The sequence below is a fragment of the Stenotrophomonas sp. P5_A9 genome, assembly GCF_056400525.1.
Genome location: NZ_JBFULC010000050.1, coordinates 15,831 through 30,911, shown reverse-complemented (window position 1 = coordinate 30,911; position 15,081 = coordinate 15,831). Strand labels below are relative to the sequence as shown.

Below are 15,081 nucleotides of genomic sequence, written 5' to 3'. Positions count from 1 at the left end.
CCCCGCAACCCACCCAGGGTAGAGCCGAGCCATGCTCGGCTGCTCTTCCCGATCAATGCCACGGCGCCTGACGCAAGAGGAACGTTGCTGCCGAGCATGGCTCGGCACTACCGAACCCCACGCCCTCGCGACCCACGGATCCCACGCCCCCGCGACCCACCCAGGGTAGAGCCGAGCCATGCTCGGCTGCTCTTCTTCGAGCAATGCCAGGGCGTCCGACGCAAGAGGAGCATTGCTGCCGAGCATGGCTCGGCACTACCGATGCGCAGCCTTCGGCCAGCGCCACTGAATGCTCCGGCGCCCCGCGTCGACCTCACACTTCCCGTAGCGCCAGCGCGGGCGGCGTATGCAGGATCCGCCGTGTGCCCCACCAGCCGGCCAGCATGCTCAATGCCACCCCGATCGCGCCGCCGGCCAGCAATGACCCCCACGGCGGACTCAAGGTCAGCTCGAACACCTGCCGGGCCACCACGCTGCCCAGCAATGCCGCCGTGCCGACCGCCAGCAACGCCGACAGCAGCCCAAGCGCACCAAACTCGACCAGCACCGCCCCGCGGAGCTGGCTGCGCGTGGCCCCCAGCGTGCGCAGCACCGCACTGTCGTAGCGACGCTCCCCTGCGGTGGCCTGCAGGGCCGCCAGCAGCACCAGCAACCCGGCCAGCAGGCTGAAGCCCATCACCAGCTGCACCGCCTGGGTGACCCGGTCCACCACCTCGCGCACCCGCTGCAGGATGCCATCGATATCCAGCAGCGAAATGTTCGGCTGCGCGCGGGTCAGCGCCGCCAACTGCGGTGCCTGCGCATGCGGCAGATGGAAGGCGGTGATCAGGTTGTAGGGCGCATCGCCCACCGCGCCTTCGTTGAGCAGCAGGAAGAAGTTGACCCGGAACGAATCCCAGTCGGCCTTGCGGATGCTGGTCACCGTGAAGCTGCGTTGCTGGTCGCCCATCTGCAGCGTCACCGTATCGCCGAGTTTCATCCCGTAACGCTCGGCCCAGCCCTGTTCGATGGAGGCTTCCGCCGCGGTGCTGCCCGGCGCCCACCAGCGCCCGCCCACCAGCGTGTTGGCCGGCGGGAAGTCATGCCGCCAGGAGAAGTTGACCGGACGGTTGGCATCGTCGTCATCGTTGCTGTTGTCCTCGCGCTGCTGCCGCTGCGGCGGCCGGTCATTGACCGCCAACAGGCGCCCGGTACTGAACGGCTCGATGCCCGGCGCCACCACGCCCAGCCCGTGCAGCGTGCTCAGCACCGTCTCGCGCTGCTCCGGCTGGATGTTCATCAGGAAGTAGTTGGGCGTGTCCACCGGCAAACGGTCGCGCCACTGCGCCAGCAGGCCCGGCCCGATCACCGACAGCAGCAACAGCGCGCACAGCGACAGCGACAGCCCCACCAGCTGCGTCACCGCCAGCCCACGGCGGCGGGTCAGCGCGGCCAGACCCAGCTTCCAGCGCCCGCGCAGGCGCGGCTGCAGCCCACGCAGCAGCCACAGCAGCAACGCCCCAAGTACGCCGGCCAGGGCCGCCAATGCGGCCAGCCCGCCCAGCACCCAGGCCGCCAGCTTCACATCGCCGGTGGCCTGCACGGTCAGCGCCACGGTCGCCGCCAGGGCGGCCGCATAGACCAGCAGCGAACTCGGTGGCATCGCCGCGAAGCTGCGGTTGAGCACGCGCATCGGCGGCACCCGACGCAGCCGCAGCAGCGGCGGCAGGCCGAAGCCGAGCAGCAGCACCAGTCCGATCCCGGCACCACTCAAGGCCGGGGTCGCCTGTGGCAGCGGCAGGCGATTGGGGATCAGACCGCCCAGCGCCTGCACCAACCCGGCCTGCGCGGCCATGCCCAGCCCGATGCCGACCAGGCACGCCGGCACCGCCAGCATCACCAGTTGCAGCGCCATCGCGCTGAGAATGTCGCGCTGGCGTGCGCCCAGGCAGCGCAGGATCGCCACCTGGTCGATCCGGCGCAGCGCGAAGCGATTCGCCGCCAGCGCAGTGGCCACGCCGGCCAGCAGCACCGCCAGCAGTGCGGCCAGCGACAGGAAGCGGCCAGCCAGGTCGAACGCACCGCGCACGCCGCGCTGGGTGTCGGCGATGCCCACGATGCGGTAACCCTTGGCCTGCGGCGCCAACCACGCGCGGAAGTCGGCAATCGCCTCCGGCGCCCCGGCGAACATCATCCGGTAGGACGCGCGACTGCCCGGTCCGAGCAGGCCGGCGGCATCCACGTCGGCGCGGTTGACCAGCAGCGGCGGCGACAGCTGCATCAGTTCGCCGGAGGTGTCCGGTTCGGCCTGCAGCACGCGGGTGATGGTCAGCCGGCCGGCACCGAACTCCAGCGCATCGCCCACGCCCAGCCCCAGCGCCTGCATCAGGCGCGGATCGGCATAGGCCTGGCCCGGCGGCGGGGTGCCGGCGATCTCGCTGGCGCCGCCGTGCAGGGTGCGGCTGACCTGCAGCTTCCCACGCAAGGGATACCCATCGCCGACCGCCTTGATGTTGGCCATCTGGCTGGCCTCGCCATGGAACAGCACGCTGGGGAAGCTGACCATGCGCGTGCTGGCCAAGCCACGTTCGCGCGCCGCGTCGGCGAAGGCGGTGGGAATGTCCTCGCGTGCGTTGAGGCCGAGGTCGCCGCCGAGCATTTCCGCCGCACTGCCGGTCAAGGCCAGCGTGACCCGGTTGACCAGCGTGCCGACCGCGGTCATCACCGCCACGCCGAGCACCAGCGCGGCGAACACGGTCAGCAGGTCGCCGGCCAGGAACTCGCGGCGCAGTGCGCGCGCGGCATGTTTGACGACATTCATGCGGACACGCCGGACGGGCTGTCGACCAGTCGGCCGCCATCCAGGCGATAGACGCGTTCGCAGCGCTGCGCCAGGCGCAGGTCATGGGTCACCAGGATCAGGGTGGTATCGCTGGTGGCGTTGAGCGCGAACAGCAGGTCGCTGATCTGCTGGCCGGTGGCCTGGTCCAGGCTGCCGGTGGGCTCATCGGCGAACAGGATGCGCGGCCGCGCCACGAACGCGCGCGCCAACGCCACGCGCTGCTGCTCGCCGCCGGACAGCTGGCGCGGGTAGTGGCGCGCACGGTGGGTGAGCCCGACCTGCTCGAGCACCTCGCGCACGCGCGCCGGATCCTCGCGCCCGGCCAGTTCCAGCGGCAGCGCGATGTTCTCCTCGGCGGTCAGCGCCGGCAGCAGGTGGAAACTCTGGAATACGAAGCCGACCTCACGCGCACGCAGCTGCGCGCGGGCTTCTTCATCCAGCGCATTGAGATCCGCGCCGGCCAGGGTGATCCGGCCGCGGCTGGGCAGGTCCAGTCCAGCCAGCAGGCCGAGCAGGGTGGTCTTGCCCGAACCGGACGCGCCGACGATGGCGATGCTCTCGCCTTCATGGACGGTCATGCCAATGTTGTCCAGTATGTGGACTTCACCCTCCGGGCCACGCGCCGATTTGCCCACATCCAGGGCGGCGATGGCGACGGGAGCGCTGCGGGGGGACAGGCTGTCGATGAGGATTCTCCAATGAGCACAACGATGTGGAAGGGCCGCGCGGCCCCGATGGTCTGGCTGATGGCATGGTTGCTGCTGCTACCGGCGCTGGCCTGTGCCAAAGGTGCCGATACCCGCCATGCGGTACTGGTGGTCGGCGACAGCCTCAGTGCTGCCCACAATATCCCGGCCGAATCGGGCTGGGTGAACCTGCTTCAGCAGCGGGTCAAACAACAGGTCAAGCCGGCCCCGAACATCATCAACGCCAGCATCAGCGGCGAGACCAGTTCCGGCGCGCTGACCCGGCTGCCGGGCCTGCTGGCCAAACACCGGCCATCGGTGGTGGTGATCGAGCTGGGCGGCAACGACGCCCTGCGCGGGCTTACCCCGGTGCAGCTGCGCGGCAACCTGGAAAAGATGATCGTGGCCAGCCAGAAGGCCGGTGCCAAGGTGCTGCTGCTGGGCATCGACGTTCCCCCCAACTACGGCCCGGCCTACCGCCAGCGGCTCAAGGACGTCTATGCTGGGCTGGCCGGCCAGTACAAGGTGCCGCTGCTGCCGTTCCTGCTGGACGGTGTGGCCCTGCAGCCAGGGCTGATGCAGTCCGACGGCCTGCATCCCACTGCCGCCGGCCAGCCGCGGGTGCTGGACAATGTGTGGCCGCACCTCAAACCCCTGCTCTGACAACAATTTTGATTCCGGTGTGAGCAGCTTCACACCGCCTCCACTGCCGATGCGGCATGTTTCACAAAGCTGAAGAAAGAGGGAATCCCATGCGTCAGACAAAGGAGACCTCCGGCCTGGTGCTGGTGGTCGAGGACAACCGCAATATTTCCGAGATGATCGGCGAGTACCTGGAAGGCCGTGGGTTTGAGGTCGACTATGCCYAGGACGGGCTGGACGGCTACCGACTGGCGGCGGAAAACAGTTATGACGTCGTGGTGCTGGACCTGATGCTGCCGCGACTGGACGGCATCGAAGTCTGCCGCCGGCTGCGCAACGACGCCCGCAAGTCGACCCCGGTACTGATGCTGACCGCCCGCGACACGCTGGACGACAAGCTCACCGGTCTGGGCTTCGGCGCCGACGATTACCTGACCAAGCCGTTCGCGATCCAGGAGCTGGAAGCACGCCTGCGTGCCCTGATCCGCCGCGAGCGTCGCCAGGTGGGTTCGGAAGTGCTCAAGGTGGCCGACCTGGTGCTGGACCCGGTGAGCATGCGTGCGACCCGTGCCGGTACCGAACTGCAGCTGTCGCCGATCGGTCTGCGTCTGCTGACCATCCTGATGCGCGAATCGCCCCGCGTGGTGACGCGCCAGGAAATCGAGCGCGAGATCTGGGGCAACGGCCTGCCGGACTCGGATACCCTGCGCAGCCATCTGTACAACCTGCGCAAGATCATCGACAAGCCGTTCGACCGTCCGCTGCTGCACACCGTGCAGAGCGCCGGTTACCGCATCGCCGACATCGCCCAGCCGATGAGCTGACGCGTACGGCGGTCGCCGGCGCGTGAGCGGACGGGCCCTGCGGGGCCCCGAGGGTGACAACGACCTGGCGGTTGCCGGGTCGTTGTCGTTTTTTGCACGATGGAATCACGGCGCGCTTTCCTATAATCGCGGCGAACCGCTCTGGATCCTGTAATGCCGCACGGTCTGCCGCGCAAGATACGTATCGTCTTCATCCTACAAGCCGTGCTGGCCAGCCTGGGTATCCTGCTGGGCGCATGGCTGGTGTCGTTGGTGATCAAGCACAGCCTGGTCAGCAGCGCGCTGCAGGAAGAGGCCGCTTACTACTGGCAGCTGTACGACGCTTCGCCGACGCAGCCGCCGCCGAACACCCAGAACATCCGCGGTTACCTGCTGGAGACCGGGCGGTCGCCGTTGAGCCTGCCGGCCAACCTGCGCGCGCTGCGCCCGGGTTTCCACGAACTGAAAAGCGACGACCAGCTGGTGCTGGTGGATGCGCGTCCGGAAGGGCGGTTGTATCTGGTGTTCCTGCGCTCGCGCGCGGAGATGCTGGCGTTCTGGTTCGGGATCGTGCCGGTGCTGCTGACGTTGCTGGCGGTGTACGGGGCCTCGTGGATCACCTACCGGGCATCCAAACGGCTGGTGTCGCCGGTGAACTGGCTGGCGCGGCGGGTGTCGCGCTGGAATCCGGGGCATCCGGAAGCGGCGGACCTGGCGCCGGACAAGCTGCCGGCGGATATGCAGGGCGAGACGCGGCAGTTGGCCGCGGCGCTGCACTCCCTGGCCACGCGAGTGACCGCGCACGTGGCGCGTGAGCGCAACTTCACCCGCGATGCGAGCCACGAACTGCGCACGCCGCTGACGGTGATCCGGGTGGCCAGCGACATGGCGCTGGGCGATCACGAGTTGTCGCCGCGGTTGCAGCGCAGCTTGAACCGCATCCAGCGCGCGGGCCGGGACATGGAGGCGGTGATCGACGCGTTCCTGATCCTGGCGCGCGAGGCGGATGTGGAGCCGCAGATCGAGCTGTTCGACGTCAACGAGATCGTGCGCTACGAGGTGGACAACGCGCGCGAGCTGATGGCGGGGCGGCCGGTGGAGATCTTCCTGCACAGTGCCGGTCCGGTGCACTTGCATGCGCCGCCGCGGGTGCTGCAGGTGGTGGTGAGCAATCTGTTGCGCAATGCGTGCAGTTACACCGACGAGGGGCGCATCGATGTGGATGTGCTGGAGGATCGGGTCGTGGTGCGCGACACGGGGATCGGGATGTCGGCCGAGGCGTTGGGCCGCGCGTTCGAGCCGTTCTACCGCGCGGAGCCGACGCGGCCGCAGGGCACCGGCTTGGGGCTGTCGATCGTGCGTCGGTTGTGCGATCGATTTGGCTGGAAGGTGAGTCTGAGCAGTACGTTGGGGGCGGGGACGCAGGCGGCGGTTGTTTATCGGTGAGTTTTTTAGCAACGGCCGGGTGATTTCTCTCTCCAGTGTTTGGGTCGGTGTGGGYGGGTTGGCGGGACACGCCGTGAATCCATCCCTGGAAGCTCGCGTGCGCCATCCATGGCGCACGACGGTCCCGCCAACCCACCCACACCGACCCATCGAGAGTTGGCCGGTGCTTTGGGGAGGTGGGAGCAAGGGCAAGAGCAAGAGCAGCCGCGCATGGCTCGGCTCTACCGGGGGTCCACAACGGGGTGTTGCACAACGGGGTGTTGCAGAACGGTGTCAAGAGAAGTTTCGGCCCGGTAGGTGCCGACCGTTGGTCGGCACGCTCTTGATCTTCACCCCAACGCGCCGATTTTCTGTCGAGGGGCGGGGTGGGTGAGGGGGCGGGGCCCTTGAGCCGCATGGATGCGGCTCAGGAGCTTACAGGGATGTACTTGCAGCGTGCCCCGCGGCCTCACCCGCCCCGTCCCACCCGCAGCAAACCGCGCGTCACTCGCACTGCACCTTCGGCGCCAGCGCCTTCCGCCAGATCGCATACCCCTCTGGCGTCATATGCAGCATGTCCTCGCGGAACAACGCCGCACGCGGCTGTCCGTCAGCGCCCAGCATCGGCGTGTAGACATCGGTGAAGCCGGTTTGCGGCAGCTTGGCCAGCGCTTGCCGGATCAGCCCGTTGGCCTCCACCACGGCCGGCAGCAGCTGCGCGCGCGACGGGCTGGGCTTGATCGAAATCACCTCCACCGTCGTCGTCGGCAGGTCGCGATGCACCCGCTGCACGAAGGCCACCACGTCGTCGCGCACCTGCACCGGCGTGCGCCCGCTGTTGAGGTCGTTGTCGCCGGCGTAGAAGAACACCTTGCACGGCGCGTACGGCACCACGATCTGGCCGGCGTACCAGGTGCTGTCGCGCACCTCCGAACCGCCGAAGCCACGGTTGAACACCGGCTGCTCCGGGAAATCGGTCGCCAGGCTGTGCCACATCCGGATCGACGAACTGCCGATGAACTCGATGCCGCCACGCGGCGGCGGGGTGGCCGCATCGGCCTTGGCGAAGTCGGCCATGTCCTGCGCCCAGGCCACGTTGGAGACCTGCGCCGGCACCTGCGGGGGCGCGGGCGGTGACAGGGCAAAGGCGGGCAGGGCGGCGCCCAGCGCCAGGGCGAGCAGCAGGGGGCGGGTGCAGCGGTAATGCATGGGCAGACTCCTCGGCAACGCGCCCATCGGGGCGCCTGGATCGGTTGAACCCCATCATAGAAGCTGACGCCAGGCCCTGCTTTACCCGCGCTGGCGAGGCAGTGACCCCCCGGTTCCACCACCCGGCAACGCCCATTACCACGGCAGCGGCCCGGCCGCCTTCGACGATGCGCCGGCAGGCTTGTGGCAAAATGACGGATTGCCTGCCCATTCAGCCCTGCCCATGACCCCTCGCTGCGTGCTGTTCCCCACGTCCCGGCCCGGCCCGCAATACGGAGCGTGCAGCCGTGGCTGATGAAATCGGGCACATGCCGCGCGGCCCCAAGCGCATCTTCAAGGCCGCCGTGTGGTCCTGGCAGGGCCTGCGTGCGGCCTGGCTGCACGAGTCCTCGTTCCGCCTGGAGGTCTACCTGCTGGTGGTGCTGGCCCCGGTCGCGCTGTGGCTGGGCCAGAGCCCGGTCGAGCGTGCCCTGATGATCGGCTCGATGCTGCTGGTGCTGGCCATGGAGCTGGCCAACTCCGCCATCGAAGCGGTGATCGAACGCTATGGCAGCGAATTCCACGAGATGGCTGGCCGCGCCAAGGACATGGGCTCGGCGGCGGTGTTCGTGCTGATGATGAACGTGCTGCTGTGCTGGGGCCTTGTCCTGCTGCCGCGATTTTTCTGAGCGGCCCCCCGCTCATTCCCCCTTGTAAGGATCCACGCCCATGTCCCTTGAGTTGCTGTCCGACCCGAACGTCTGGTTGACCCTGTTCACGCTGAGCGCGCTGGAAATCGTGCTCGGCATCGACAACCTGGTCTTCATCTCCATCGCCGTGAGCAAGCTGCCCGAAGCGCGCCGTCCGTTCGCGCGCAAGCTCGGCATCGCCGTGGCCTGCATCACCCGCATCGCCCTGCTGGTGTCGCTGGCCTACCTGGCGCACATGGAGCAGAACCTGTTCACCGTCGCCGGTCTGGGCATCTCGATCCGCGATCTGGTGCTGATCCTTGGCGGCCTGTTCCTGATCATCAAGGGCAGCATGGAGATCCGCGAGCTGATCTCCGGCGGCGACGACGCCGACCCGACCACCACCAAGGCCTCGGCCGTGTTCGGCATGGTCATCGCCCAGATCGCGGTAATCGACATCGTGTTCTCGCTGGATTCGGTGATCACCGCCGTCGGCATCGCCGACCACATCCCGGTGATGGTCGCTGCGATCCTGCTGTCGGTGGCGGTAATGCTGCTGGCCGCCAACCCGCTGGGCCGCTTCATCGACGCCAACCCGACCGTGAAGATGCTGGCCCTGGCCTTCATCCTGCTGATCGGCGTGGTGCTGATCCTGGACGGCCTGAGCGTGCACGTGCCCAAGCCCTACATCTACGCCGCGATGGGCTTCTCGGTGCTGGTGGAATGGCTGAACCTGCTGATGCGCCGCCGCGCGGTGGCCAACCACGTGCCGGGCGCCGGCAACTGGTAAGCGAACGCGGCAGCCCCTGACTGAGGGGGCGTGGGTGGTTACGCGGGCTTTACCGCAAACGTGGCATGCTCCGGATCCCGTTCATCGAGATCCGGAGCCGGCCATGCGATCGTTCTCCCGCCTGTTGTTGTTGGCCGTGCTGGCCTCCCTGCTGTCCGGCTGTGGCTACAACGCCATCCAGCAGAAGGATGAGCAGGTCAAGGCCGGTTGGGCCGAAGTGCTCAACCAGTACAAGCGCCGCGCCGATCTGATCCCCAACCTGGTGCAGACCGTGGAAGGCTATGCCAACCAGGAACGCCAGGTGCTGACCGATGTGACCAATGCGCGCTCGCGCGTGGGCCAGATCAACGTCAACGCGGACGACGCCGCGTCGCTCAAGCAGTTCCAGCAGGCCCAGGGCGAACTGAGCGGCGCGTTGTCGCGTCTGCTGGTGGTCACCGAGAACTATCCGAACCTCAAGTCCGACCAGGGCTTCCGCGACCTGCAGGCGCAGCTGGAAGGCACCGAAAACCGCATCACCGTGGCGCGCGGTCGCTACATCGAGATGGTGCAGGCCTACAACACCTACATCCGCTCGTTCCCGCAGGTGATCACCGCCAAGATCTTCGGCTATGCGGTCAAGCCCAACTTCACCGTGGACAACGAAGCGCAGATCTCGCAGCCGCCGGCGGTGAAGTTCGGTTCGCAGGCCCCTGCGCCGGCCCCCGCGCCCGCCCCGGCACCGCAGCCGCAGCAAGCCCCGGCGCACTGAGGCGGTGAACATCGGTCTGCTGCGTGGCCTGTTGCTGGTCTGCCTGTGGCTGGCGTTGCCGGCGTGGGCGCAGGCCGCCGATGCGGTGATTCCGCCGATGCACTCGCCGGTGGTCGATACCACCGGCACCTTGGATGCGGCGCAGGTGCAGGCGCTGGAAGCGCAGGCGCTGGCGCTGCAGCAGCGCAAGGGTAGCCAGCTGCAGATCCTGATGGTGCCCAGCACCGCGCCGGAGACCATCGAGCAGTACACCCAGCGAGTGTTCGAGCAGTGGAAGATCGGCCGCAAGGGCGTGGACGATGGCGTGCTGCTGGTGGTGGCCAAGGATGATCGCCGGGTCCGCATCGAGCCGGGCTACGGCCTGGAAGGTGCCATTCCCGATGCAATCGCCAACCGCGTGATCCAGGAATATCTCGCCCCGCGCTTCCGCGACAACGACTATGCCGGCGGTCTGGCCGACGCCAGTGCGGCGCTGGTCAAGCTGATCGATGGCGAGGCACTGCCCGCGCCAGTCAGCACCCACCGTGCGACGCCAAACCCCGATGGCGACGGCTGGACTTTCGCCCTGGTGATCGGTTTCTTCGTCGGCAGTTTCCTGCGCGCCATCCTCGGCTGGCTGCCGCGCCCGGTGCGCGCGCTGCTCGGCGGCGGCGGCGCGGCCGTGGCGGCGTTCCTGTTCACCTCGCTGTGGCTGGCCAGTGGCCTGGCTGGCCTGATCGGCCTGGTCGTCGGCCTGTCCTCGGGCCGGGCCGGCGCCTTCGCCCGCAGTGGCGGGTGGGGGGGCGGCGGTTGGGGCGGTGGCGGCGGCTTTGGAGGCGGCGGCGGTTTCGGCGGCGGTGGCGGCTGGGGCGGCGGCGGTGGACGTTCGGGAGGCGGTGGCGCCTCGGGGGGCTGGTGATGCGCTGGTGGCGACATGTGTTCTCACCGTCCGTGCGGCGTACGTTCCCGCCGGCACGACTGCAGGCCATCACCGAGGCGATCACTGCCGGCGAACGCCGACATGGTGGCCAGGTGATGTTCGCCGTCGAAGCCGAGCTGCCGTGGCTGGCGCTGTGGCAAGGGCTCAGCCCGCGCCAGCGTGCCGAACACGCCTTCGCCCAGCTGCGGACCTGGGATACCGAGCACAACAACGGCGTCTTGATCTACCTGCTGCTGGCCGACCACGCCATCGAGCTGGTCGCCGACCGGGGCCTGCGTGGTCGCATCGGCGAGGCACAGTGGCAGGAGATTTGCGCGCACCTGCAGCAACGACTGCGCCAGGGCGATCTGCAGGACGGCGTGCTGCAGGCGATCGAGGAGGTCTCCACGTTGCTGGCCGGGCACTATCCGCCCGTTCCCGGGTCCCAGGATGACGGCCTGCCGAACACCCCGCAGCTGCTTGGTTGAGGTGGCGGCCTGCTGGGCCGAGAATAGCCGCTTACCTGCAAGGCATCGCCCATGATCTATTTCCACGATATCGACCCCATCGCCATCTCGCTCGGGCCGATCAAGGTGCATTGGTACGGCATCATGTACCTGCTCGGCTTCACCGCGGCCTGGTGGCTGGGGCGCCGGCGGATCGCAGCGGGCAGGCTGCCCGGTGTGGACGCCAACGGGTTCTCCGACCTGCTGTTCTACGCCATGCTCGGCGTGGTGGTGGGCGGGCGCGTGGGCTACATGCTGTTCTATGCGCTGTCTGATTTCCTGCACAACCCGTTGCTGCTGTTCAAGGTGTGGGATGGCGGCATGAGCTTCCATGGTGGCCTGCTGGGCGTGCTGTTCGCCTCGTGGTATTGGTCGCGCAAGCACCGCCTGCACCTGTTCGACACCCTGGATTTCATKTCTCCGCTGGTGCCGCTGGGGCTGGGCTTTGGCCGCATCGGCAACTTCATCGGCGCCGAACTGTGGGGCAAGTACACCGATGGCAGCTGGGGCGTGGTGTTTCCCAGTGGCCTGCCGGCGCCGTTGAACGGGCTGGACCTGGCCACGCTCAAAGAACAGTTCGCCACCGGCGCGCTCAACCCGTACGCCCGTCATCCCTCGCAGCTGTATGAAGCGCTGCTGGAAGGCCTGGTGATGTTCGTGGTGCTGTGGGCGGTGTCGGCCAAGCCGCGCCATCGCTACGTGATCTCCGGTCTGTTCGCGTTGATGTACGGCATCTTCCGCTTTGCGGTGGAGTTCGTGCGCATGCCCGACAACGGCGTCTACCTCGCCTTCGACTGGTTCACCCGCGGCCAGCTGTTGAGCCTGCCGCTGGTGGCCTTCGGTCTGGTGCTGCTGGCGCTGTCGCGCCGCGCGCCGGTGCTGCAGCCGGTGCTGCCGGTCGCCGCCGGGGCCCGCGCATGAAGGCGTATCTGGACCTGCTCCAGCACGTGCTGGAGCACGGCACCGAGAAGTCCGACCGCACCGGCACCGGCACGCGCAGCGTGTTCGGCTGGCAGATGCGTTTCAACCTGGCCGACGGCTTTCCGCTGGTGACCACCAAAAAGCTGCACCTGCGCTCGATCATCCATGAGCTGCTGTGGTTCCTGAAGGGCGATACCAACATCGGGTACCTCAAGGACAACCAGGTGCGGATCTGGGACGAGTGGGCCGATGCCGATGGCGATCTCGGTCCGATCTACGGCAAGCAGTGGCGCAGCTGGGCCACTGCCGATGGCGGCAGCATCGACCAGATGCAGTGGCTGGTGGAGGAGATCAAGCGCAATCCGGATTCGCGGCGGCTGGTGGTCAGCGCCTGGAATGTCGGCGAGCTGTCGCAGATGGCGTTGATGCCGTGCCACAACCTGTTCCAGTTCTACGTGGTCGACGGCAAGCTCAGCTGCCAGCTTTACCAGCGCAGCGGTGACATCTTCCTCGGCGTGCCGTTCAACATCGCCAGCTACGCGCTGCTGACCCACATGATGGCGCAGGCGACCGGGTTGGGCGTGGGCGACTTCGTGCATACGCTGGGCGATGCGCACCTGTACTCGAACCATTTCGAGCAGGCACGCGAACAGTTGGCCCGTGAACCGCGCGCGCTGCCCACGCTGTGGTTGAACCCGGCGGTGACCGACCTGTTCGGTTTCCAGTTCGACGACATCCGCATCGACGGTTACGACCCGCATCCGGCGATCAAGGCGCCGGTGGCGGTATGAGCGGCTCGCGCATGAAGCTCTCCCTGATCGCCGCGCTCGACCGCGACCATGGCATCGGCCATGACAACCAGCTGCCATGGCAGCTGCCGGACGACCTCAAGCGTTTCAAGGCGCTGACCCTCGGCAAGCCGATCCTGATGGGACGCAGGACGGCGGAATCGCTGGGCCGCGCGCTGCCCGGACGGCCCAACCTGGTGCTGACCCGCAGCGGGAAGGTGCCGTTCGCGGGCATGCAGGCGGTGGCGTCGATCGAACAGGCGCTCCAGTACGCCACCGAGGCCGGTGCCGACGAGCTGTGCGTGATCGGCGGTGGCGAGATTTACCGGCTGGCGATGGCGCAGGCGACCGATCTGCACCTGACCTGGGTGGACACGACGGTGCAGGCCGATACCCACTTTCCCGCGGTGGATCCGGACCTGTGGGTCGAGGTGGCGCGCGAGCACCATGCGGCCGATGCGCGGCACGCACTTGCCTTTGATTTCGTGGATTACCGCCGGCGCTGAGCACGGCCGAACGAGCCTGCCTGCTCAGGCCGGCGGTCGGTAATGCCCGATGATCGTGTGCTGGAACAGCAGGTTTTCTTCCTGCGTGCCGCGGGCGATGTTGTGCAGGATCAGGGGCGTGCCGTCGTGGTGTCGGCGGTCCGAGACGATGCCCACGTGCAGCAGGCCGCTGCCGCTGAGCGTCCAGGCCACGATGTCGCCAGCGGCGAAATCGGTCGGCCGCCTGGAGATGGACTGTTGCCAGCCCTGGCGCTCGAACCAGCGCATCAGGTTGGGGACGCGCCGATGGTCGATGTTGCGATCCGGCCGCGACAGGCCCCACAGCGGCGGGTACGCGCTGAAATGCCCGCGCATGTCCTCGTGGATGCGCTGCTGCAGGTCCAGGCCCTGGCTGCGCAAGGCACGCACGATCACATCGGTGCACACGCCGCGGTCGAGCGCGACATCACCGCCGGGATAGTCCAGTACGGTATAGGCCGGGTCGTAACGCACGGTCTGTCCCACCTGGCGACGCGCGGCCGCGACCAACGGCGGCGAGGGTGCCGTGGCATCGGCCGTCCTTGCTGCAACCGGCGGGTAGGCCGTGGCTGTGTCCGGATCCGGTGCGCGTTGGCAGCCAATGCCCACGGTGGCCAGCAGGCCCATCAACAGCCACCGCACGGTTCCGCTCATGCAGGCGTCGGCGTGCTTCCACCGGTGTCGCCGGCCGGTTCCGGATTGCGGCGCGGCTGCGGGTTGCGCGCGCCTCGATCACGGCGCTGGCCCTGACGCGGCGGTCGGCCAGTGTTCTGCTCGCCCTCGACCGCCGGGCGGCGTGCCGGCGGACGCGGCGGGGAAACCGGCTTGGGCACGTCACGGCCCGGCACCTGGACCACGCGCAGTTCCTCGGTGTCCAGCTGCAGCGCGGTGAGCTTGCCGCCCCACACCGCACCGGTGTCGATGGCGTGCACGCCCTGGGTGATGGTCAGGCCGAGTGCGGACCAATGCCCGCAGACGATCTTGAGGTCGCGCTCGGCGCGGCCGGGGACTTCGAACCACGGGTACAGGCCTTGTTCCTGCGTACCCGGGGTGCCTTTGTCCTCGATTCCGATCCGGCCACGCGGGGTGCAGTAACGCATGCGCGTGAACAGGTTGATGATCGCGCGCGAACGGTCGTAGCCGGCCAGGCCGGGCGACCAGCTCGGCTTGTCGCCGTACATGTTGCGGAACAGCTTGCGGTAGCCGCTGCCGTGCAGCTGTGCCTCCACTTCGCGGGCGTGTTTCTCGGCCAGCTGGGTGGTCCACTTCGGGGCGAGGCCGGCATGGATCATCATCCAGCCCAGTTCGCGGTCCACGTGTGCCAGTTTCTGCAGGCGCAGCCACTCCAGCAGCACGTCGCGGTCCTCGGCCTGCACGATGCGCAGCAGGTCCGGGTTGACCTTGCGTTGTTCTTCCTCGGTGCGCGCGCCGACCGCCAGCAGGGACAGGTCATGATTTCCCAGCACGATCACGCTGCTCTCGCGCAACGAGTGGACCAGGCGCAGGGTTTCCAGCGACTGCCCCCCGCGGTTGACCAGGTCGCCGCAGAACCAGAGTTTGTCGACCGCCGGGTCGAACTTGATCTTTTCCAGCAACCGCTGGGTAACGTCGTAGCAGCCCTGCAGGTCGCCGATGGCCCAGACACTCAT

General features: G+C 68.0%; 16 protein-coding genes. 11 read left to right on the top strand and 5 right to left on the bottom strand.

Going from position 1 to position 15,081, the window contains the following annotated elements:
* Positions 1-313 precede the first annotated feature (313 nt).
* A complete protein-coding gene (locus AC1DR7_RS15280) occupies positions 314-2,800 on the bottom strand; it encodes an ABC transporter permease (RefSeq protein WP_478051039.1) in 2,487 nt (828 codons plus the stop codon).
* Positions 2,797-3,399: an ABC transporter ATP-binding protein gene (locus AC1DR7_RS15275; protein ID WP_256774940.1), complete on the bottom strand. Its 603-nt coding sequence runs from the start codon at positions 3,397-3,399 to the stop codon at positions 2,797-2,799. Before AC1DR7_RS15275 ends, AC1DR7_RS15280 begins: the two co-directional genes overlap by 4 nt.
* A 120-nt stretch (positions 3,400-3,519) precedes the next feature.
* On the opposite strand from AC1DR7_RS15275, the gene AC1DR7_RS15270 reads away from it, so the two are divergent.
* The 3 genes from AC1DR7_RS15270 to AC1DR7_RS15260 all read left to right on the top strand — a co-directional run bounded on the left by AC1DR7_RS15270 (position 3,520) and on the right by AC1DR7_RS15260 (position 6,398).
* The gene (locus AC1DR7_RS15270) at positions 3,520-4,170 is read left to right on the top strand and encodes an arylesterase (protein WP_457318121.1); all 651 of its coding nucleotides are present in this window, start codon (positions 3,520-3,522) and stop codon (positions 4,168-4,170) included.
* An 89-nt stretch (positions 4,171-4,259) separates the two neighbouring features.
* Entirely contained in the window at positions 4,260-4,973 is a 714-nt protein-coding gene (locus AC1DR7_RS15265; protein WP_457318120.1) for a response regulator transcription factor, read from the top strand.
* Positions 4,974-5,126: 153 nt separating this feature from the next.
* On the top strand, positions 5,127-6,398 hold the full coding sequence (locus tag AC1DR7_RS15260; RefSeq protein ID WP_478052900.1) for a sensor histidine kinase: 1,272 nt from the start codon (positions 5,127-5,129) through the stop codon (positions 6,396-6,398).
* Between the two features lie 483 nt (positions 6,399-6,881).
* On the opposite strand, the gene AC1DR7_RS15255 is transcribed toward AC1DR7_RS15260, so the two are convergent.
* Complete coding sequence (locus AC1DR7_RS15255; RefSeq protein ID WP_457318437.1) at positions 6,882-7,586, bottom strand: SGNH/GDSL hydrolase family protein; 705 nt, start codon at positions 7,584-7,586, stop codon at positions 6,882-6,884.
* 287 nt (positions 7,587-7,873) lie between these two features.
* Here AC1DR7_RS15255 and AC1DR7_RS15250 point away from each other — a divergent pair, with 287 nt between their 5' ends.
* From AC1DR7_RS15250 to AC1DR7_RS15215, 8 genes are all read left to right on the top strand, one after another.
* Positions 7,874-8,254 (top strand): diacylglycerol kinase, encoded by a 381-nt coding sequence (locus tag AC1DR7_RS15250; RefSeq protein ID WP_256774944.1) that lies wholly within the window; start codon positions 7,874-7,876, stop codon positions 8,252-8,254.
* A gap of 40 nt (positions 8,255-8,294) precedes the next feature.
* Complete coding sequence (locus AC1DR7_RS15245; RefSeq protein WP_256774945.1) at positions 8,295-9,044, top strand: TerC family protein; 750 nt, start codon at positions 8,295-8,297, stop codon at positions 9,042-9,044.
* Between the two features lie 103 nt (positions 9,045-9,147).
* On the top strand, positions 9,148-9,795 hold the full coding sequence (locus tag AC1DR7_RS15240; protein WP_457318435.1) for a LemA family protein: 648 nt from the start codon (positions 9,148-9,150) through the stop codon (positions 9,793-9,795).
* A gap of 10 nt (positions 9,796-9,805) precedes the next feature.
* Positions 9,806-10,693, top strand: coding sequence for a TPM domain-containing protein (locus AC1DR7_RS15235; RefSeq protein WP_256775025.1), 888 nt, complete (start codon positions 9,806-9,808; stop codon positions 10,691-10,693).
* Positions 10,693-11,181 carry a TPM domain-containing protein gene (locus tag AC1DR7_RS15230; RefSeq protein WP_256774947.1) on the top strand — a complete coding sequence of 163 codons (489 nt, stop codon included), beginning with the start codon at positions 10,693-10,695 and terminating at the stop codon, positions 11,179-11,181. The genes AC1DR7_RS15235 and AC1DR7_RS15230 overlap by 1 nt, the downstream gene beginning before the upstream one ends.
* A gap of 51 nt (positions 11,182-11,232) precedes the next feature.
* Positions 11,233-12,120 carry a prolipoprotein diacylglyceryl transferase gene (gene lgt, locus AC1DR7_RS15225; protein ID WP_478076545.1) on the top strand — a complete coding sequence of 296 codons (888 nt, stop codon included), beginning with the start codon at positions 11,233-11,235 and terminating at the stop codon, positions 12,118-12,120.
* Positions 12,117-12,911: a thymidylate synthase gene (locus tag AC1DR7_RS15220; RefSeq protein ID WP_478051177.1), complete on the top strand. Its 795-nt coding sequence runs from the start codon at positions 12,117-12,119 to the stop codon at positions 12,909-12,911. Before lgt ends, AC1DR7_RS15220 begins: the two co-directional genes overlap by 4 nt.
* Positions 12,912-12,922: 11 nt before the next feature.
* Entirely contained in the window at positions 12,923-13,414 is a 492-nt protein-coding gene (locus AC1DR7_RS15215) for a dihydrofolate reductase (RefSeq protein ID WP_478051176.1), read from the top strand.
* A 24-nt stretch (positions 13,415-13,438) separates the two neighbouring features.
* Here AC1DR7_RS15215 and AC1DR7_RS15210 read toward each other — a convergent pair whose 3' ends face one another.
* Together AC1DR7_RS15210 and AC1DR7_RS15205 are read right to left on the bottom strand one after the other, a co-directional pair.
* Positions 13,439-14,086: a DUF1287 domain-containing protein gene (locus AC1DR7_RS15210; RefSeq protein ID WP_457318432.1), complete on the bottom strand. Its 648-nt coding sequence runs from the start codon at positions 14,084-14,086 to the stop codon at positions 13,439-13,441.
* Positions 14,083-15,081 carry a symmetrical bis(5'-nucleosyl)-tetraphosphatase gene (locus AC1DR7_RS15205; protein ID WP_256774952.1) on the bottom strand — a complete coding sequence of 333 codons (999 nt, stop codon included), beginning with the start codon at positions 15,079-15,081 and terminating at the stop codon, positions 14,083-14,085. Before AC1DR7_RS15205 ends, AC1DR7_RS15210 begins: the two co-directional genes overlap by 4 nt.

Coding starts and splice junctions, on each gene's coding strand:
- AC1DR7_RS15280 (WP_478051039.1), bottom strand. CDS start 2,800: ATGAATGTCGTCAAACATGCCGCGCGCGCACTGCGCCGCGAGTTCCTG.
- AC1DR7_RS15275 (WP_256774940.1), bottom strand. CDS start 3,399: ATGACCGTCCATGAAGGCGAGAGCATCGCCATCGTCGGCGCGTCCGGT.
- AC1DR7_RS15270 (WP_457318121.1), top strand. CDS start 3,520: ATGAGCACAACGATGTGGAAGGGCCGCGCGGCCCCGATGGTCTGGCTG.
- AC1DR7_RS15260 (WP_478052900.1), top strand. CDS start 5,127: ATGCCGCACGGTCTGCCGCGCAAGATACGTATCGTCTTCATCCTACAA.
- AC1DR7_RS15255 (WP_457318437.1), bottom strand. CDS start 7,586: ATGCATTACCGCTGCACCCGCCCCCTGCTGCTCGCCCTGGCGCTGGGC.
- AC1DR7_RS15245 (WP_256774945.1), top strand. CDS start 8,295: ATGTCCCTTGAGTTGCTGTCCGACCCGAACGTCTGGTTGACCCTGTTC.
- AC1DR7_RS15240 (WP_457318435.1), top strand. CDS start 9,148: ATGCGATCGTTCTCCCGCCTGTTGTTGTTGGCCGTGCTGGCCTCCCTG.
- AC1DR7_RS15230 (WP_256774947.1), top strand. CDS start 10,693: ATGCGCTGGTGGCGACATGTGTTCTCACCGTCCGTGCGGCGTACGTTC.
- AC1DR7_RS15220 (WP_478051177.1), top strand. CDS start 12,117: ATGAAGGCGTATCTGGACCTGCTCCAGCACGTGCTGGAGCACGGCACC.
- AC1DR7_RS15215 (WP_478051176.1), top strand. CDS start 12,923: ATGAAGCTCTCCCTGATCGCCGCGCTCGACCGCGACCATGGCATCGGC.
- AC1DR7_RS15210 (WP_457318432.1), bottom strand. CDS start 14,086: ATGAGCGGAACCGTGCGGTGGCTGTTGATGGGCCTGCTGGCCACCGTG.
- AC1DR7_RS15205 (WP_256774952.1), bottom strand. CDS start 15,081: ATGAGTGTCTGGGCCATCGGCGACCTGCAGGGCTGCTACGACGTTACC.